Genomic DNA, 19,023 nt, shown 5'->3' with positions numbered 1-19,023 from the left:
TCGGCTGTGGATCACCGGGATTCGAGGTGATCGCCGCGGTCGAATGAAGGCATGGACCCTTCATCGATCGTGCTCCCCTCCGCCCCGTCACCCGCCCGGCGGACGCCCTTGCCGTTCGCGGCGGCGGTCATCCCGGTCGCGGCCGGTGTCGTGCTGTGGCTGGTCTCGGGATCGCTGTACGCCCTCTGCTTCGCCGCGCTCGGTCCGCTGATGCTGGCGGCCTCGGCCCTCGACGCGGCGCGCATCCGACGGCGCGACCGGCGTAGAGACGAGGCAGCAGCGGCGGCCGTGTGGCAATCGGCGGAAGAGGAACTCCGTACTCGGCAACAGGCGGAGCGCGCCGCGCTGTGGCAGCGCCATCTGGACGTCGCCATGTGTCTGGCGCAACCACCCCTGCGGGGGACGGAGGGGCCGCATGCCGGAACGGAGCTCGTGATCGGCAGCGGTTCGGTGCCGATCGGCATTCGCTGCAGCGGGGGTGAGGGCGAAAGGGCACGGGAGTTCCAGAAGCGTTGCGCAACCCTCGACGAGGCGCCCGTGCGAGTGAAGCTGGGCACGGGGATCTGCGTGCGAGGCTGCGCGCCGCAGAGCGCCGCGGTCGCGCGTGCGCTCGTTGCGCAGCTCTGTCTCCGCTTCAGCCCGGCGCGGCTCGTGCTCGTGGGCGACCGTCTCGAGGAGAACGGTCTCGCGATGTTGCCTCACGCGCGCTCAGGGCGGACAGGGGGCTTCCGCCTCGGGCTGCTCACACCGGGGGATGCGCGAGTCGCCCTCGACGCCGCGGTCTGGGTGGTTCCGCCCGGGGGTGACGTCCCGGAGGGGGTCACCACCGTCGTCGAGGTCACCGAACTGCGCAGCGCGACCGTTCGCACGCCCGAGGGACCGCAGGACATCGCGCTGGAGGCACTCTCGGTCGACCAGGCCGTTCTGCTCGGACACACCAGCGGCGACGACGTCGAAGATCCGGATGGTGCTCCCGCATTCGTCGCACTGCACGAGCTCACCCAGCACCGCGGGCAGCCGGGGCTCTCCGCCGTGATCGGCCGGTCCGGGCACGGGGACGTCGTGCTCGACATCGTGACGGACGGTCCGCATGCGATCGTCACCGGGACGACGGGCACGGGCAAGAGCGAACTGCTCGTGACCTGGGTCGCCGCGATGGCGACGACGCATGGGCCGGAGGAGGTCTCGTTCGTGCTCGCGGACTTCAAGGGTGGAACGGCCTTCGAACCGTTGCGGGAGCTGCGCCAGGTCGCGGCGGTGATCACCGATCTCGATCAGGAGGGCGCGCGGCGCGGCGTGTCCAGCCTGACCGCGGAGATCCGCCGGCGCGAGTCGATGCTCGCTGCTGCGGGGGTCCGCGACATCAGCGAGATGGCGATGCCCCGGCTCGTGATCGTGATCGACGAGTTCGCCGCTCTGCTGCACGAGCATCCCGACCTCGGACAGGTCTTCACCGATGTCGCAGCACGCGGGCGCGCGCTCGGCATGCATCTGATCCTCGGGACTCAGCGCGCGTCGGGGGTCGTGCGGGACGCTCTCGCTGCGAACTGCCCTCTGCGCGTCAGTCTGCGCGTCGCCGATGCCGCCGACAGCCGGCTCGTGATCGGCACTGCGGATGCGGCCGAGCTCCCCGGAGGAACGGAATCGCGCGGTCTGGGCTTCGTACGGCGGCCGCAGGACCTCGAGCCGCAGATCGTGCGGGTAGCGCGCGCGGCATCGGCGGATGTGAGCCGCATCGCGAGCGTGTGGCGGGGTGCGGCACGGCCGCACAGTCCGTGGCAGCCTGCCCTCCCCGCCCTCCTCCCTCTCGGCGATGCGCGGGAGGGGACTGCTCCGTCGGCCGAGATGCTCATTCTGGGGCGGGCCGATGAGCCCGACACGCAGGCGCAGCCGGTGGAAGTGCTGCGAGCGGGCGTCGACCGCGGGCTGGCGATCCTCGGTACCCGAGGAACCGGTCGGACGTCGGCGCTGCGGATGCTGGCCGCCCAGCACCCGCAGGCACTGTGGATGCCCGCGGATCTGGAGGCCGCGTGGGACGTCGTCGGCTCCTGGTCGGACGGATCCGTCGCGCCGCCGCGACTCGTCCTGTGCGACGACCTCGATCTGCTCGCCGCCGCATGGCCATCCGAGTATGCGCAGGAGTGGCTGCGTCGGATGGAGCAGGTGCTGCGAGGCACACGCACGACGAGCTTCGTGATCACGGCGGCGCGAGCCGCCGGTGGCGTCGCCCGTCTGCTGGAGGCGCTGCCGCGACGGGCCCTGCTGCGGATGTCGAGTCGGGTGGAGCATCTGGCCGCCGGCGGCGAATCATCGGGGTTCGTCAGAGACCGTCCGCCTGGGCGTGCGCGTATCGGAGATCGCGAGGTGCAGCTGGCCTGGGTCGACGCAGCCGCCCCCGTGCCGGCGATGCCGCCTGCGGACGGCTGGGCTCCTGGCGGCGCGGTCACCGGTGTCGTGAGCCCCTTCGCCTCCCGTATCGCGGAGAGTCTGAGAGCGGAGTTCCCGGAACGCGAGGTCCTTCCGCTCGAGCAGGGTGTGCCCGCAGAACGAAGCGGCGCCGTCCTGGTCGCCGACGCCGAGACCTGGCTCAGGAATCCGGCGGCGTGGAAACTCGTCCGCACGGAGGGCGAGGTGCTGTTCCGCGTCGAGAGCCCGGTGGAGTTGCGTCAGCTGGCGGGTGTCCGCGACCTGCCCCCGTTCGCCCATCCGCATGCCGGAAGGGGATGGGCGGTGCGCGGCGATGAAGCCCTCCGCCGGGTCATCGTCCCCGCGTTCGCACCGATGACCGGTCCGGCGACCGGTCAGGCGTCGCAGACCACCGATCCGGCGACGGTGCAGCGCACCCGAAGGCAGAGGCGTGCGGACCGCATGGGTTCCGCCGTCGGATCGTGACCGGGGCCCGCGAGGCCGGAGGGGTCCGGATCAGAGGCCCGATCCGGGGCGGATGACGCCGACCTCTGCACCACCGCCGAGCACCGAGAGCGGAAGGGCAGCGGCCAGGTCGGCGACAGCAGCCTCGCTGACGGCACCGGTGCGCGCGAGGAGCGTCGCGGCGACGATGGTGGATGCGCGCGATGCGCCGTCGAGCATCTTGAGCCCCACAGTCGTGCCGTCGGGTGCGACCATCACCATGACGCCCTCGGCGCCGCCCTTGGTGAACACGCCGAGCTTCTCGGTGGCGACGGTGTCCGGGCGCCCGGGTCCTTCGATGGTCCACGGGTTCTCACGCACGGCGCGCACCAGAGAGCCGGCCACCCGGTGCAGGGCGAAGGGGGAGCGGTCGGAGGCGGTGCCGATGCGGTGGATGGATCGGGTGAGCCCGGTGAGGGTCAAGGCGTACACAGGGGCACCGCAGCCGTCGATCGCCGTGTGGGCGACCTTCTCGCCGGTCAGACGCTCGATCACCTCGCGGATGTGCGCCTGCAAGGGGTGGGTCACGTCGAGGTAGCCGTCCGTCGCCCAGCCGGTGGCGACACAGGCCCGCAGCATCGCCGCATGCTTGCCCGAGCAGTTCATCCGCACGCGTGCGGGCTCGCCGTGCTCGCGGACCATCTCGTCGCGGGTGGCGGTGTCGCTCGGCCACGCGGGCGGGCAGCCGAGGTCGTCCTCGGTGAGTCCGCCGGCCGTGAGCATGTCGCGCACCGTGTTCGCGTGTCGATCGGTGCCGGTGTGGCTGGCCGTCGAGAGCGCCAGCTGCTCGCCTTCCAGCGCAGCGCCGGCCGTGATGCAGGCGACGGCCTGGAGCGGCTTGAGGCTGGAGCGCGGAAGGATCAGCGCATCGGCGTTGCCGTGACGCGCGATCACCTCGCCGTCTGCCGACAGCACTACGGCTGCGCCCGCATGGCGGGACTCGATGAAGCCGCTGCGTTCCACGACGGCGAGTTCGACGGATTCCTGAACGGTGAGAGTCTCCAGCACCGGTCCAGCCTACCGTCGGCTCCCCCCGTGAACGGGTCGGCGCCCGGGTACGCCCGGTGTCGCACACCGGTGGCAGACTGGGCGCATGGCTGCGCACTCCACCTCTCGCACTCTCGGCGACCACCACTACGCCCTCACGTCCACGTGGACGGGGAACACCGGGTCGGGGACCAGCGGGTATCGCGACTATCGGCGTGATGTGACGATCGAGGTGCAGGGGAAGCCCGACCTGCTCGCCTCGGCGGACAAGCCCTTCCGCGGAGATCCCACACGGTGGAACCCGGAGGACATGCTGCTCGCTTCACTGTCGGAGTGCCATCTGCTGTCGTACCTGCACGCCTGCGTGACCGCCGGTGTCGTCGTGGTGTCGTATCGCGACCAGGCGACCGGACTCATGCGTGAGAACGGCGCGGGTGGCGGCTCGTTCGTCGAGGTGATGCTGCGCCCCGAAGTCGTCGTGGCGGAGGCCTCCATGATCGAGGCGGCGGAGCGCGCGCACGCACAGGCGAACGAATGGTGCTTCATCGCCAACTCGATGAACTTCCCCGTGCACCATGAGGCGACCGTGACGGCGCAGGCCTGAGCGCCGCGCGATCGACGGCGTCCCTGTTCAGCGGCGCTCGTGGGGGAGTGCCTGGATGATCTTCTCGATCGTTCCCTGTGCGGGGGCCTCGTTGTAGGCGCCGGCGAGCTCTTGACCGGAGAGAGCATGGATCGCCGCCATGATCTCGTCGGTCGCCTGGCGCCGAGCCCGTCCGCTGGTCGCCGGACCGTGGGGCGACAGATCGAGCGGCTCGCCGAACCGCACGGTGATGCGCTCCTTCAGCGTCGGCATCTTCGCACCGACCGGCATGACCTTGTCCGTCCCGACCAGGCCCACCGGGACCACGGGCGCTCCGGTCTGCAACGCGAGGAAGGCGACGCCGGTGCGTCCTTTGTAGAGCCGGCCGTCCGTGGAGCGGGTCCCCTCGGGGTACAGCGCCACCGTCAGTCCTTCGTCGAGGAGCTGGCGCTGCAGATCGAGCGCGTCGAGCGCCGCCTGGCCTGCGCCGCGTCGCACCGGGATCGCTCCGATCGACTCGAAGAAGGTCTTGCTCATCCATCCGCGAAAACCGGTGCCCTCGAAGTAGCTGGACTTCGCCAGGAAGTGCACGGGGCGGGGGGCGGCCACCGGGATCGCGATCGAGTCGATGAACGACAGGTGGTTGCTCGCGAAGATCACGGGGCCAGCGGACGGAACGTGCTCGCGGCCTTCGATCCGTGGACGGTACACCAGGCGGGCCAGAGGAGTGATGAGGCTGCGTCCGAGTGTGTAGGTGAAGCCTGCATGACGAGGCTTCGCAGTCTCTTCTGACGAGGATTCGGGCTCGACGGACTGCTCAGAGGTCATCAGAGCAGGTTACTCCGGGATTCATGCCTTCGCTGGAATGAAGAATCGCGCCGCGTCTCCCAGCGCGAGCAAAGGGGAATAGGGGAGGATGGGGTGTCCCGATCGCGATCCAGAGGTCTCACTGTGCGCAAGCGTCCGCTCATCGTCCTGTCCACCGTCGCTGCGGCGACCCTTCTGCTGGCAGGATGCTCCGGCACGTCCTCGCCCGAGAGCTCGAGCACTCCCGAGCCCACGGCGACGAGCAGCTGTGCCCTCGACGCCCAGCCCGGCGACACCTCCGATGCCGTCGTCGTCGACGGGGAGGGGGCGGACGCCAAGGTGACCGTGCCGGCCGATGCGCCGTTCGCAGGTGTCGAGCGCACGATCGTGGCCGCAGGTGACGGCGATGACATCGGCGTCGGCGATCTGGTCTCCGTGCAGTATCAGATCGTGGACGCGAAATCCGGCGAGGTGCTCGACTCCTCAGCCCGTGGCGAAGGCGGACTGCTTCCCGTCCTGCTCGACACGAACCAGTCGTCGCTGTTCGTCGCGGCACTCGAGTGCGAGCCGGTCGGCTCTCAGGTCGTGCTGACACTCCCTGGCAGCGTTCTCGGCGAGGGCGCGAGCAACGTCATCGTGTACGCCGAAGCAGTCGAGCAGCTTCCCGAGGTCGCCACCGGCACTCCGGTCGACCCGACTCCCGGGTTCCCGACGGTGAAGCTCGACGATGACGGCGCTCCCACCATCACGATCCCGGACGGCGACGCACCCGCCAAGACCGAGGTCGCCGTGCTCAAGCAGGGCGACGGCGCGACGGTCGGCGCGGGCGACCTCGTCGTGGTGCAGTACCGCGGCGTCAAGTGGTCCGACGGCAAGGAGTTCGACTCCAGCTGGAGCCGTGATGCGACCCCCTCGCAGTTCCAGACCAGCGGCGTCGTGACCGGCTTCCGCCTCGCGCTCGAAGGCCAGAAGGTCGGCTCGCAGGTGATCGTCGTGATGCCCCCGTCCGACGGCTACGGGGCCACCGAGGGCCACGAGCTCCAGAAGGAGAGCCTCGTGTTCGTGGTCGACATCCTCGCCACGACACCCGTCCAGCAGTAGCGGGAGCGGAGCCGAGGACGTGCCATAGGCTGGCGGCATGCGTCGCATCATCATCCTCGGCTCCACCGGCTCCATAGGCACACAGGCGCTCGACGTCATCCGAGCGAACCCCCGTCGCTTCGAACTCGTCGGCCTCGCCGCGGGAAGCAACCGCCAGATGCTCGATGAGCAGGCGGAACAGTTCGGCGTCGAGAGTACGGCGCTCGGGGCCGCAGAGGCCGAACAGCTCGTGCGCGATGTGGAAGCGGACGTCGTGCTCAACGCGATCACGGGTTCGATCGGGCTCGGTTCCACACTGGCCGCTCTGAAGGCCGGTCGCACGCTGGCCCTGGCGAACAAGGAATCCCTGATCGTCGGCGGGCAGCTGGTGCTGGCCGCGGCCGCCCCCGGTCAGATCGTGCCGGTCGACTCCGAGCACTCTGCGCTGGCTCAGGCCCTGCGCAGCGGCAGTCACGCTGAGGTACGCCGCCTGGTCGTCACGGCATCCGGCGGACCGTTCCGCGGGCGCTCCAGGGCGGACATGGAGTCGGTCACTCCCTCTGAGGCGCTGGCGCATCCGACCTGGGACATGGGTCGTATGGTCACCACGAACTCCTCGACCCTCGTCAACAAGGGGCTCGAAGTCATCGAGGCGCATCTGCTCTTCGACATCCCCTACGAGGACATCGACGTGGTCGTGCATCCGCAGTCCGTGGTGCACTCCATGGTCGAGTTCATCGACGGGTCGACCATCGCGCAGGCGTCGCCGCCGGACATGCGCCTGCCGATCTCGCTGGGCCTGGACTGGCCGAACCGCGTGGGAGGCGTCGGCCGGCCGCTCGACTGGACGGCGGCGACATCCTGGACGTTCGAACCCCTCGACAATGAGGCGTTCCCCTCTGTCGCGCTCGCGAAGGCCGTCGGTCGCGCGGGGGCGACCTTCCCCGCCGTCTACAACGCCGCGAATGAGCAGGCCGTCGACGCGTTCCATGAAGGGCGTCTGACGTTCCTCGGGATCGTCGACACGATCGCCCGGGTGGTCGATGCGCACGAGCCCCCGGACACGCTCACGGTCGAGACGTTGGCTGCGGCCGAGCTCTGGGCGCGACAGAAGGCCGACCGGCTGATCGCCGCCGGAGCCTGAACCCTGCTCAGTCCTCGTCGGGGTAGGGGACCGGCCAGCGCGAGTCCGGAACGGGCCACCCGGCCGCTCGCAGGGCGCGCCGGGCGAGCTCACGTGCGGAGTAGGGTGTGCGCACGCCTCGGATGTCGCGGTAGTCCTGGTGACCCGGTCCGGCCCACAGGATCGCATCGCCGTCGCCGACCAGTCCGACCGCGGCCACGATCGCCCGCTCCGGGGGCGAGTACTCGTGGATCTCCGCATCGGGCCGCGCCGTGCGCGCTCCGGCGATGAGGGTGGCTCTGATGGACTCCGGGTCTTCGAAGCGCGGGTGGTGATCGGTGACGACCAGGATGTCACTTCCCTCCACGGCGGTGCGCGCCATGTCGAAGCGCTTGCTGGCGTCGCGGTCGCCGTCGGCGCCGAACAGCATCAGCACGCGACCCGGGGTCACCCGGCGCACGGCGGCGAGGGTCTTCTCGAAAGCGTCCGGCGAGTGGCCGAAGTCCACGAAGACCGCGGGTCCGGTGTCGCCGGAGACGAGCTGCGTGCGGCCGGGCAGGTAGGCGCGGATGCCGCCGTCGCGCTCGAGCGCCCCGGTGATACGCTCCCACGCGTAGCCGCCCTCGAGCAGCATCACGATCGCGAGGGCCGCATTGGCCGCCATGTGCGGTCCGATGACGGGGACGGTCGTGGTGAGCGAGCCGAGCGGGCCGGTCATCGTGAACGTCGTGCCTGCCGCGCGTTCGTCATCGATCACGACGACCCAATCGGCGTTCTCGGCGCCCTCGGGGTCGGCGGCGATGGACGGCGTGCCGACGGTCACCACGGGGATCTCGGCGCGGTCCACGACAGCGGCGCCGGAGGGGGAGTCCAGGCAGATGACGCCTCGCGTGGATCGATCGGGACGGAACAGCGGCAGCTTCGCCTCGAAGTACTCGGCCATGTCGGCGTAGTCGTCGAGGTGGTCGTGGCTGAGGTTCGTGAATCCGGCGACATCGAAGTGCATGCCGTCGACACGATGACGGGACAGCGCCTGGGCGCTCACCTCGACGGCCACGGCCTCGACATCGCGCTCGCGCATGAGTGCGAGGAGCGCGTGGAACTCCGAGGCCTCCGGTGTGGTCAGACGCGAGACGATCACCTCGCCGGCGATGTGGCGCTCGGCGGTCGAGGAGAGCCCGGTGACGACGCCGATCTGGTCGAGGATGCCCTCGAGCAGATGCGAGACGCTCGTCTTGCCGTTGGTGCCCGTCGTCGCGAACAGCAGCGGGAGCGGGTCGTCGGCGCCGGTGCCGTACACCCAGGCGCTGAGATCCCCGAGCACACCGCGTGGGTCGTCGACGACGATGATCGGAAGCCCGGCACCCTGAGCGATCGCGGCGCCCGCGTCGTCCGTGATGACGGCGACGGCGCCCTTCTCCGCGGCGGCAGCGGCGAAATCCGCTCCGTGGCGGTTGACGCCCTGGATAGCGACGAAGGCCTCGCCGGCGCGGAGATCCGCTGTGGCGAGAGTGATACCGGAGACGGTGATCCCCGTCACATCGCCGCGCACCTCTCGGGCGAAGCGGGAGGCGAGTTCGGACAGCTCGCGCCGGGGCGGGTTCGCGGGGCGGAGCACGGGAGGCAGGCTCGGTTGTTGTTCAATCGACATGTCGCATCCATGATCTCATGTCGACGTCGGGATGCCGGTGCGGCACGTCCTCTCTCCCGACGAATCCGGAGAGAGGACGTGTCTGAGGGTCAGACCCTGCGCCGGTAGGCCAGGACCGACACGACGAGCGCCGCGATCCCGGCCACGAAGCCGCCGGTGCCCAGGATCACTCCCCAGGGCCCCTCAGGGGCGGCGGAGTCTGCTGCGGCAGCAGGGGCGGCGGCGTCTCCGTGCTCGCCGTGGCCCGTGCCGGTCGCCGCCGCCACCGTCACCACGGGGGCCGGCGCGTCCAGGCTGTGCGGGTCTTCGCCGTTCTCGGCGATCTGGGTCCACTCGGTGGTGCCGTCCACGCACTTCTGCTCCACCGGGAACGCCAGCGATTCCGGCGTGTCCTCGTCCAGGCCGACCCCCATGCTCACCGCACCGCGGAGATCGGTGGGGACGGGCGAGATCGCGGTGTAGGTCACGGCGGACACCAGGCCGTCGTCGCCGCGTTCGACGTCGATCGTCCAGTCTCCGTCGAGCGTCGGCGACACGGAGGCGAGGCCATCAGGCATCGTGATGCGCAGGGCGGTCGTGGGGGAGTTGTCGCACCCGTGCGAGAAGGCGAACGTCAGCACGCCGTGGTCGCCCGCGACCAGCTCGTCGGGGCTGACGGTGACGTGAGCGCTGGCCATCGCAGGCACGGCGACGGCCAGCAGCGCTCCTCCGGCGATGGCGGCGGCGAGACGGGCGGCTCGGTGCGAGCGCGCGGGGGCGGGGGACATGGTGGAACGGGACATATGGTTCTCTCCTGCAGACGGGGCGCGGGCGCGCCGACGGCACGCTTCCGCGGGGATGGCGCGCTCGGGAGTGAGGGCGCCGCTCGTGCGGCGGATCAGCCGCGCAGGAGGGCAGGAGGGCCGCGCCGCGAGACGCCCGCTGTGAGGGCGGCGTCGGTCAGGGGGACGAGCGTCGAGACGAGGCGGGACGGTCGGTGATGGTCCGGCGGTGTGAGAGTCGGCACCGAGCGCAGAAGCGCCTGCACCCAGTCGACGATCGACTGCAGCAGCGACTCGGCGTGCCAGAGCAGGAACATGGTCAGCGCCGCGGCGACGAAGTGCGCTCCGAGCATCGTGAGGCTCGGAGCCGGAAGAGCCGATACCGCGCCGAGTTGCGAGAGCTCCAGATGATGCGCGTGACCACGGGACGCGATCGCTGCGTCGACGGTCGGGGCGCCGAGCATCTGGAAGACGACGTGGAATGCCGCCTGTGCGAACAGCACCGTTGCGGCGGTTCGCACCCGAGAGCGACGCACGCCGATCACCAGCGCCGACAGCGGGGTGATCAGAGCCGAGACGGCGAGGATGAGCAGCGGATGCGGGGCCGCCCCGCCGCCGATCGTGTGCGACACGGCGGCGATCAGGGTGGCTGCGGCAGAGACGACGACGGCACGCATCAGTCGCAGCTGCCGGGAGGTCACGGAAACAACACTACGGGTCCCGGGCGGATTCCTAGACGCGGCGCTGTACCGTGAGCAGGTGGAAATCCTGCTCTATGTGGGTGGCATCCTGTTCATGCTGATCGGCCTCGGCCTTTCGATCGGTCTGCACGAGGTCGGCCATCTCGTCCCCGCGAAGCTCTTCGGCGTGCGCGTCGGCCAGTACATGATCGGTTTCGGACCGCGTCTGTGGTCGAAGCGCATCGGCGAGACCGAGTACGGCTTCAAGATGCTCCCATTGGGCGGCTTCATCTCGATGTCCGGCATGTACCCGGCATCCAGCGGGACGGGCCCGGCCAAGGGCGTGTTCCGTACGCTGATCCAGGACGCGCGCTCCGCGAACGACGAGACGATCGCGGAAGGCGCAGAAGACCGCGTCTTCTACCGTCTCCCTGTCTGGAAGCGCGTGATCGTGATGCTGGGCGGCCCGGCGATGAACCTGATCCTCGCGGTCGTGATCTTCACGGTGCTGGTCTCCGGTATCGGTGTCCAGCAGGGGACGACGACGATCTCCGCCGTGAGCCAGTGCGTGCTGCCGGCGGAGACGACCGCGACCGAGTGCACCGCGGCGGATCCGCTGTCACCGGCGGCCGAGGCGGGGATCGAACCCGGTGACGTGCTCGTGTCGATCGATGGAGCGCCGGTCTCGACCTTCGCAGATGCCACCGCGGTCGTTCAGAGGTCACCCGGCGAGACCCTCGACCTGGTGGTCCTTCGGGATGGTGAGGAGAAGGCGCTGCAGATCACCCCGATCGCCGCCGAGCGCACCATCACCGATGCGAGCGGTCGACCTGTGCTCGACGCCGAGGGACAGCAGGTCGTCAAGAGCGTGGGCTACATCGGCATGTGGGCGCAGATGGGTTATGTGCAGCAGCCGATCAGCGCGGGGCCGCAGATGGCGTTCGACACCGCAGGCCGTGTGACCTCGATGATCGTCAACCTTCCCGCGCGTCTCTGGGACGTCGGTGCTGCTGTCTTCGCCGGCGCGGACCGTGATCCGAATGGACCGCTGAGTGTCGTCGGCGTCGGTCGGCTCGCAGGAGAAGTCGCCGCCGTCGACGCGCCGATAGTCGATCGGTTCGCGGGATTGCTCAGCCTGCTGGGAATGTTGAACATCGCCCTCTTCGTCTTCAACCTCATCCCGCTCTTGCCGCTGGACGGTGGACATATCGTCGTCGCGCTCTGGGACGGATTCAGACGGGTGTGGGCCAGGCTGCGACGCCGGCCGGCGCCGGCTCCCATCGACGCGACACGGCTGGTCCCTCTCACCGTGGTGGTGTCTGTCCTCCTCATCGGCATGGGCGCTCTCCTGCTCGTCGCGGACATCGTGAAGCCGGTGAGCCTCTTCCAATAGCTGGCAGAGTGTCGTGAGGACGTTCTTGCACAAGGGAGATGATCTTCATGCACGGATACTCGCTACGGCCGTACGATCCCTCCACGGAGGCGGAGATGGCTGAGCGCCTTCGAGACGCCGAGACCTGGCAGCCGAACAACTGGTTCGGTTTCGGGTACACGCAGGTGCCGCCCTTCGGGCCGCAGAGCCCGGGGCTGGGAGTGATCAGCCCCGACGGGGGACGGATGCGCGTCGTGAACGACCGCATCACGGTGGGACAGGTCAGCTGGTTTCCCGGATACGACTACGGGGGCTCGCCACGCCACCGGGGGTGGGGCATCGGCCTGCTGATCCTCCCGGAGCACCGACGCACGCGGGCGGCGTCCTCCGCGCTCACGCTCCTGATCGACTACCTGTTCCTCACGACGACCGCGCATCGCGTCGAGGCCACCACATCTGCGACAGCAGCCCCTCGCAGTCCTCTCGCGACGCCGGCGGGAATGTCCAGAGAAGGGACGCTGAGGCGAGCGCAGTGGCGCGACGGCTGCTGGAACGACGTGGCGATCTATTCGATCCTGCGTGAGGAATGGGAGCAGCGCAGAGCGATGGCACCTCCGGGAACCTCTCCTTCCGCGCATCGTTGACAGCTGCGCGAGCGCTCCGTAGCGTGTTGGAGGAAGTACTACCACACGTGACTGATGTGAATTGAGACGAAGGAGACACCATGTCGAGCATTGCGGAACTGAGGATCGCCGTTCAGGAAGCATCGGATTCCACGGCAGTCCGCGAACCGGTGACAGGGCGGGATCCCATAGATGAGGCGATCCTCCGCACGCTGGTAGGTCGCGATACCGAGGCCATCGACACGACCGTGTCGGGCGCCGAGACCAACAACCCGCAGATGTGCACGACGGTGCTGGGACCGACGTGCCAGAACAACACGGTGTGCAACTGCGCTGTCGGGCCGACCTTCGCTGCGGAGCCTGCCGCACCTGTCGTCTTCGGATGGCGCGCCTAGAAGGAGATGCCTGCGCTCACGCCAGGCGCGTGGATCGATGCGGTCGGCGAGTCCGAGCTGCATAACTGGCCCGCTCTGCTTGCCTGGGATCAGGTGCGAGCACTATTCGATGATCTCGCGGACATCGAGAGCGACTGCCCCGGTCTCGACGACGGCGCATTGATCGGTGCCTTCATCAGCTCGTTCGTGACCCAGACCGCGACGATGCTCTCGGTCGTCGCCCAGAGCGAGTGCGAACGAGTCAGCGGTGCAGCTCCACCGCTCGACGCGCGCGAGATGTGGGAAAAGCTCTCGGCCGTACCAGGGGAGTACGCCTCGCTCCTGGAGCTCGGCGATCTGACGTCGCGCGTGCGACGACTGCGGGAGATCTTCGCCGGAGCCGCGCGTGATTTCACCGGCCGCATCGCCGACGAGAGAACGACGGGATCATGGGTCGCGGACTCGCTCGTTTCGATCAGTCATCTCAAGGTTCTCGGCGACGTGCATACACGAGGAGCAGTGCTCGGCGTGTATTCCCAGGGTCGACCCGTGCTGGTCTACAAGCCGCGTTCGCTCGCTCCCGACACCGTGCTGAGCGAGATACTCGATGCCCTTCCCGGCGACGATCTGCCGCGCTCGCCGCGCACCCTCGATCGCGGGGTGTACGGCTGGCAGGAGTACGTGGTCTTCGAGAACATCGTCGATGAACGCGGACGGGCGGACTACTACCGTCGCTTCGGCGGTCTGGTGGCGTTCGCGAACGCGCTCGGGATGCAGGACCTCCACTACGAGAACATCAAGTGCTCGCAGGGAGCCCCGTTCATCATCGACGCGGAGTGCGCATTCGGCGTCGGGTTGTCGCCGTCGGCCGCTTCGGCTGAGGGGTATTTCTCGCGACCAGTCCCGAGTATCCTCTCCACCCTCCTGGTTCCCAACTGGGCGAAGCGGTACGAGAAGGCGGATCCATACGACCCCAGTGCGCTCGGATCGTTCGCGGACCCGGCCAGGCAGTCCCAGATCCAGAGGATCGTCCGAGTCGACGGGGAGCTGCAGACGACGTATGAAAGGTTGTCCGAGGCGCAGATCTACGGAAGCCAGCCATACGACGAGTCGGTCCGCCCGCCCTTCGCCGACCACGGGGGCGATGTGTGCGCCGGCTTCCGTTCGGTCTCTGCGCTCCTGAGCGAGCCTCGGGTGCAGGAGCTCATCGTGTCCATGGTGCAGCGTCCGAGGAGTCTGAGGTGCCGCGTCCTGACCAGGGCCACCGCCTCTTTCATGAGCTTGCTGCAGATGAAGGGGGCGCACCGGGACAGGGTGTCCTCGGAGCCTGCGACACGCGCGGAGACGGAGTGGCTCCTCCAGGAGGAGGCGCGACAGCTCGACCGGGGGTGTGTTCCCGTCTTCGAGGTCGACGTGCACGGATCGCGCATCGTGTCGGGAACCGGGGCATCGTTCGACGTCGGCCATGACCCCTTCGCCCTCTGGGTGGAGCGCTTCTCGACGATCACGGATCCGGCATCCGTCGATGGGCAGGCATTCCTGCTGGAGCGGACGATCGAACTGGGCCTCGAAGATCCGGACTGGAGCGCTTCGCCCCCTCCGGCTGAGGGGTCTCCGCATGCTGCCGCCCCGCGGCCCCGGTCGCCCGATCCTGCTCCGGGGATCGAGGACATCGTCGCGGAGTTGAGCAATACCGCCCACTCGCTGGGCGAGCATGTGTGGTGGGCATCCTCTGTCGCGCATTCGACGAGCCGGCATGAACTCTTCCCCACCCGCTCCGGGGTCTACGACGGTCTCGCGGGCATCGTGCTCGCCGCGGGTGCCGCAGCGCTGGACAGCGTGTCCGCCACAGCTCTCTACCAACGGTCCAGCGAGTCTCTGCTCGGATCGCTCGAACGGTTCGTGGAGAATCGCGCGCAGCGCGGAGCCGACCAGGTGTCGCCCGGTCTGGGTGAGGGGCCTCTCGGCGCTGCGCTGGCGTTGGCGGAGGCCGCCCGACTCAACCAAGACCATGCCGCCCTCGAACGGTTGGCGCGCAGTTGCGCGCTGCTCGACGCGCAGGAACCGGTCCACCGCTCCCACGACTACCTGAACGGCGCTGCGGGAGTCGTCGTGGCCTCGCAGCGCCTGTGCGACATCCTGGGTGACACCGTGCTCGCCAAGACCCGCGCCAGAAACGAGTCCGTGCTGATCGATGAGCTGACGGTCGCGGTGCGGCGCGGTCTCGTGGCGCCGGGGCTCGCGCACGGCCTGTCCGGCGTCGCGCTCGCGCTGGCGGCGATGAAGGCGACGGATGAGGTGGACGCACTCATCGACGACTGCTTCGACCTCGAGCAGCGCATCCTGGCATCGACGGAGGCGTCGGACGATATCGAGGAGCAGCAGAAGTCGCTGTCCGGATCCTGGTGCTGGGGCGCGGGGGGTCAACTCGAGGCACGACTTCAGGTCGGGCGCGATGCGGGTGCCGATGCGCTGCGAGAGAGACTGCAGCGCGCCGCACTCGGGGGGATGTCCCTCTGCCATGGTGGTCTCGGTCGTGTCCTGCTCCAGCAGTCGGGACCCTACGTCGAACGCTGGGGGCTGCGCGACGGCGACACGTCCGCCCGGATCGCTCTGCAGATGGTGCTCGACGACCCGAGCGGTGCGCGCGCGGATCCTCCCTACGCCCGGCGCGTCGGGTTGTTCACCGGCATGGCCGGGTCGCTGTTCTACCTCTCCGCGCAGCGCGACAGCGCGAGCGTGCTGCTGTCGACGATGACGTACGACGTGGGGTGATGCTCAGGAGAGTGCGTGCGCGACCAGACGCTCCAGGGTACGGATGCCGTCGCGCGACAGGATCGACTCCAAGTGCCCCTGCACCGACGCGAAGCGGTCGCCGCGGAGGGCGTAGACGTCTCCGGATGCGGCGTCTGCGGAGACCTCGGCGCCGTCCACCGCGGTCGTCCCCGGCGCGACGCGTGCCGTGAAGGTGTTGTAGAACCCGATCGACGCATCCTCGCCGAACACGGGGACCGACTTCTGCAGTCCCTGGTGCGGGGCGTCCAGAGGCGTCAGCGCGATGCCGAGCCGGTCGCTCAGGATCTGGTGACTCAGGCACACGGCGAGCAGCGGCTGTCGCGCATCCGCGCGACGGGCGACGATGGCGCGCATGCGCGCGATGCGCGGGGTGCCGGTGTCGCGCGGGTCGCCGGGACCGGGGCCGGCGACGACGAGATCGGCCGCGTCGAGCGCCGCATCCGTCACCTCGCTCCAGGGGGCGATGGTCACCTCGAGTCCGAGATGGCGCAACTGGTGCGCGAGCATCGTGGTGAAGCGGTCCTCGGCATCCACGACGACGGCGGTCTGCCCGCGGAAGGGGCCCGTCACGTCCTCGCCCTGTGGATTCAGCCAGAAGTCCGCGAGGCGCGAGTTGCGCGACGACAGCAGCGTGGCGATGGTCGGGTCGTCAGCCAGGGCGACCTCGGCGGCCGGGGCGTCCGCGTCGCTGCGTGCCTCGGCTGCACGGTCGCGGTCGATGGCGCCGATGGCGCCGAGCACTCCGGCAGCCTTGCCGTGCGTCTCGCTCACCTCGCCCTGGGGGTCGGAGTGGCGCACGAGCGTGGCGCCGACCGGCACGCGCAACCCGCCGTCCTGCACGTAGACGGTGCGGATGAGGATCGGAGCGTCGAGGTCGTGTCCGCCCTCCGCGTTCGGGGTGAACAGAGCCGCCACGCCGGAGTAGTACCCGCGCGGCTCGCGCTCGTGCCGACGGATGACGGCGCAGGCGTTCTGCATGGGGGAACCCGTGACGGTGGGGGCGAACATCGTCTCACGCAGGATGTCACGCGGATCGAGCTTGCTGCGGCCGCGCAGCATGTACTCGGTGTGGGTGAGCCGCGACATCTCCTTGAGGTGCGGGCCTGTGATCCGGCCGCCGTCGGAGCAGACCGCGCTCATCATCTTGAGCTCCTCGTCGACCACCATGAACAGCTCCTCGGTCTCCTTGGTGGAGGAGAGGAACTCGACCAGCGTCTCGCGCGTCGAGCCGCCGGCCGGATGGCGGAAGGTGCCGGAGATCGGGTTCATCGTGACGACGCCGCCGCGCGCGACGACATGCGCTTCAGGGCTCGCCCCGACCGCGATGTGGCCGGGGGTGAAGACCGCGAAGGTCCAGTACGCGCCGCGCTCGTGGCTGAGCAGCGCGCGGAACCAGGTCAGTGCCGCGGTGCGATCGTCGACGTCGATGCGCGCGGTGAAGTCGCGGCGGATCACGAAGTTGGCCCCCTCGCCGCGGCCGATCTCGTCGGCGATGACCCGCTCGACGATCGCGGCGTACTCCTCGTCGGCGATGTCGAAGCCGGCGTCCTGCAGCGGCACCGGAGCGGAGGGCAGTGCGTCCACCAACGCGGACGTGGGCAGCGCCAGATGCTCGTCGACGACGATGCAGCGCAGAGGGGCGCCGTCGTCCTGGGCGACGAAGCCGCGTTCGCGGACCTGGCGGTACGGCACCAGCGCGAAGACCTCGCGGGCCGAGCCGTCGATCGTCAGCGGGATGTCGGCGAGGAGATCGACGTCCACGACCTCTCCCGTGAGGAGCTCGACGGAGTCCGAGCCGTCGCGTGCGATCAGCACGAAGGAAGCGCTCAGGTCAGCGCTGAGCTCGGCGAGTCGTGAGAGGGTCATCGATGTCTCCTGTGCAGGGCTCCGGCTCGGCTCAACGAAAAGACCGCCCCGGAGGCGGTCTGGATTCGTGGGAACGCGAACACACCGCCTAGGAGGCGGGCCACCAGGTCTGGTTCGCGAGCATGGGGCGAAACTATCACATGGCGCAGGGTCGGCCCTGGCGCATGACGCCGCACGACTGTGCCCGACATCCAGCCGGTGTGCATCCAGGCGGCGTAGTCTGGAGGAGTGCCAGCAGTGAATCTTGGGATGCCGAAGATCCCCGAAGTCCTCGCCCCTCGCCGCAAGTCCCGCCAGATCAAGGTGGGCAAGGTGCTCGTGGGCGGTAACGCTCCCGTCAGCGTGCAGTCGATGACGACCACGAAGACGACGGACATCAACGGCACTCTGCAGCAGATCGCAGAGCTCACCGCCTCGGGCTGCGAGATCGTCCGTGTGGCTGTGCCGCACCAGGACGACGCCGACGCGCTCAAGATCATCGCGATGAAGAGCCAGATCCCCGTGATCGCCGACATCCACTTCCAGCCCCGGTACATCTACACGGCGATCGACGCCGGATGCGGTGCTGTCCGCGTGAACCCGGGCAACATCCGCGAGTTCGACGGCAACGTCGGCAAGATCGCCGCGGCGGCCAAAGCGGCGGGCGTCTCGCTGCGCATCGGCGTGAACGCCGGATCCCTCGACCGCCGCATCCTCGAGAAGCACGGCAAGGCCACCGCCGAGGCGCTCGTGGAGAGCGCGGTCTGGGAGGCATCGCTGTTCGAGGAGCACGACTTCCACGACTTCAAGATCTCGGTCAAGCACAACGACCCCATCGTCATGGTCAAGGCCTACCGTCAGCTCGCCGAGCGGGGCGACTGGCCGTTGCACCTCGGTGTGACCGAGGCCGGCCCCGCCTTCCAGGGAACGATCAAGAGCGCCACGGCGTTCGGAATCCTGCTCGGCGAGGGTATCGGAGACACGATCCGCGTGTCCCTCTCCGCTCCTCCCGCGGAAGAGGTGAAGGTCGGTCACCAGATCCTGCAGTCGCTCAACCTGCGTGAGCGCAAGCTCGAGATCGTGTCGTGCCCCTCGTGCGGCCGCGCCCAGGTCGACGTGTACACGCTGGCCGAAGACGTCACCGAGGGGCTCAAGGACATGACGGTCCCGCTGCGCGTCGCCGTGATGGGCTGCGTCGTGAACGGACCGGGCGAGGCGCGCGAGGCCGACCTCGGCGTCGCTTCCGGCAATGGAAAGGGGCAGATCTTCGTCAAGGGCGAGGTCATCAAGACCGTTCCCGAGGCTGAGATCGTCGCCACCCTGATCGAAGAGGCGAACCGCATCGCTGCGGAGATGGGCCCGGACGCATCGGTCGGCACCGCGCAGGTCATCACGGTCTGACGCGACTGCCGTAGACGCGACTGCCGTACA

General features: G+C 69.2%; 15 protein-coding genes. 9 read left to right on the top strand and 6 right to left on the bottom strand.

Annotated features, from left to right (window positions below):
* Window positions 1-51: 51 nt before the first annotated feature.
* The gene (locus ACIOVG_RS00330; protein ID WP_400867941.1) at window positions 52-2,892 is read left to right on the top strand and encodes an FtsK/SpoIIIE domain-containing protein; all 2,841 of its coding nucleotides are present in this window, start codon (window positions 52-54) and stop codon (window positions 2,890-2,892) included.
* Window positions 2,893-2,922: 30 nt separating this feature from the next.
* Here the strand turns inward: ACIOVG_RS00330 and ACIOVG_RS00325 are convergent, their stop codons facing one another.
* The gene (locus tag ACIOVG_RS00325; protein WP_400867940.1) at window positions 2,923-3,918 is read right to left on the bottom strand and encodes an asparaginase; all 996 of its coding nucleotides are present in this window, start codon (window positions 3,916-3,918) and stop codon (window positions 2,923-2,925) included.
* Between the two features lie 85 nt (window positions 3,919-4,003).
* Between ACIOVG_RS00325 and ACIOVG_RS00320 the strand changes: the two genes are divergently transcribed.
* Window positions 4,004-4,501: an OsmC family protein gene (locus tag ACIOVG_RS00320; RefSeq protein ID WP_400867938.1), complete on the top strand. Its 498-nt coding sequence runs from the start codon at window positions 4,004-4,006 to the stop codon at window positions 4,499-4,501.
* A 27-nt stretch (window positions 4,502-4,528) separates the two neighbouring features.
* On the opposite strand, the gene ACIOVG_RS00315 is transcribed toward ACIOVG_RS00320, so the two are convergent.
* Window positions 4,529-5,308: a lysophospholipid acyltransferase family protein gene (locus tag ACIOVG_RS00315; protein WP_400867936.1), complete on the bottom strand. Its 780-nt coding sequence runs from the start codon at window positions 5,306-5,308 to the stop codon at window positions 4,529-4,531.
* 93 nt (window positions 5,309-5,401) lie between these two features.
* Here ACIOVG_RS00315 and ACIOVG_RS00310 point away from each other — a divergent pair, with 93 nt between their 5' ends.
* Together ACIOVG_RS00310 and dxr are read left to right on the top strand one after the other, a co-directional pair.
* Window positions 5,402-6,388, top strand: coding sequence for an FKBP-type peptidyl-prolyl cis-trans isomerase (locus ACIOVG_RS00310; protein WP_400867934.1), 987 nt, complete (start codon window positions 5,402-5,404; stop codon window positions 6,386-6,388).
* Between the two features lie 37 nt (window positions 6,389-6,425).
* Window positions 6,426-7,511, top strand: a complete 1,086-nt coding sequence (gene dxr / locus ACIOVG_RS00305; RefSeq protein WP_400867932.1) for a 1-deoxy-D-xylulose-5-phosphate reductoisomerase — start codon at window positions 6,426-6,428, stop codon at window positions 7,509-7,511.
* A gap of 7 nt (window positions 7,512-7,518) precedes the next feature.
* Here the strand turns inward: dxr and ACIOVG_RS00300 are convergent, their stop codons facing one another.
* From ACIOVG_RS00300 to ACIOVG_RS00290, 3 genes are all read right to left on the bottom strand, one after another.
* Window positions 7,519-9,141, bottom strand: coding sequence for a Mur ligase family protein (locus ACIOVG_RS00300; protein WP_400867930.1), 1,623 nt, complete (start codon window positions 9,139-9,141; stop codon window positions 7,519-7,521).
* Between the two features lie 89 nt (window positions 9,142-9,230).
* Window positions 9,231-9,908 (bottom strand): YcnI family protein, encoded by a 678-nt coding sequence (locus ACIOVG_RS00295; RefSeq protein ID WP_400867928.1) that lies wholly within the window; start codon window positions 9,906-9,908, stop codon window positions 9,231-9,233.
* 110 nt (window positions 9,909-10,018) lie between these two features.
* The gene (locus ACIOVG_RS00290; protein WP_400867926.1) at window positions 10,019-10,603 is read right to left on the bottom strand and encodes a hypothetical protein; all 585 of its coding nucleotides are present in this window, start codon (window positions 10,601-10,603) and stop codon (window positions 10,019-10,021) included.
* A gap of 58 nt (window positions 10,604-10,661) precedes the next feature.
* On the opposite strand from ACIOVG_RS00290, the gene ACIOVG_RS00285 reads away from it, so the two are divergent.
* The 4 genes from ACIOVG_RS00285 (at window position 10,662) to ACIOVG_RS00270 (ending at window position 15,726) form a co-directional block, all read left to right on the top strand.
* Window positions 10,662-11,975 carry a M50 family metallopeptidase gene (locus ACIOVG_RS00285; RefSeq protein WP_400867924.1) on the top strand — a complete coding sequence of 438 codons (1,314 nt, stop codon included), beginning with the start codon at window positions 10,662-10,664 and terminating at the stop codon, window positions 11,973-11,975.
* 95 nt (window positions 11,976-12,070) lie between these two features.
* Window positions 12,071-12,598, top strand: a complete 528-nt coding sequence (locus ACIOVG_RS00280; protein WP_400867922.1) for a GNAT family N-acetyltransferase — start codon at window positions 12,071-12,073, stop codon at window positions 12,596-12,598.
* An 80-nt stretch (window positions 12,599-12,678) separates the two neighbouring features.
* Window positions 12,679-12,972, top strand: a complete 294-nt coding sequence (locus ACIOVG_RS00275; RefSeq protein WP_400867920.1) for a hypothetical protein — start codon at window positions 12,679-12,681, stop codon at window positions 12,970-12,972.
* A gap of 6 nt (window positions 12,973-12,978) precedes the next feature.
* Window positions 12,979-15,726 carry a DUF4135 domain-containing protein gene (locus ACIOVG_RS00270; protein ID WP_400867918.1) on the top strand — a complete coding sequence of 916 codons (2,748 nt, stop codon included), beginning with the start codon at window positions 12,979-12,981 and terminating at the stop codon, window positions 15,724-15,726.
* A gap of 3 nt (window positions 15,727-15,729) precedes the next feature.
* On the opposite strand, the gene ACIOVG_RS00265 is transcribed toward ACIOVG_RS00270, so the two are convergent.
* Entirely contained in the window at window positions 15,730-17,613 is a 1,884-nt protein-coding gene (locus ACIOVG_RS00265; protein WP_400867916.1) for a chorismate-binding protein, read from the bottom strand.
* A 228-nt stretch (window positions 17,614-17,841) separates the two neighbouring features.
* Between ACIOVG_RS00265 and ispG the strand changes: the two genes are divergently transcribed.
* Window positions 17,842-18,993, top strand: a complete 1,152-nt coding sequence (gene ispG / locus ACIOVG_RS00260) for a flavodoxin-dependent (E)-4-hydroxy-3-methylbut-2-enyl-diphosphate synthase (RefSeq protein WP_363553041.1) — start codon at window positions 17,842-17,844, stop codon at window positions 18,991-18,993.
* Window positions 18,994-19,023: the final 30 nt, after the last annotated feature.

The sequence above is a fragment of the Microbacterium sp. NPDC087591 genome (genome assembly GCF_044743625.1).
Lineage (GTDB): Bacteria > Actinomycetota > Actinomycetes > Actinomycetales > Microbacteriaceae > Microbacterium.
The sequence above is the reverse complement of the archived record's forward strand: the minus strand, read 5'-3'. Positions and strand labels throughout refer to the sequence as shown.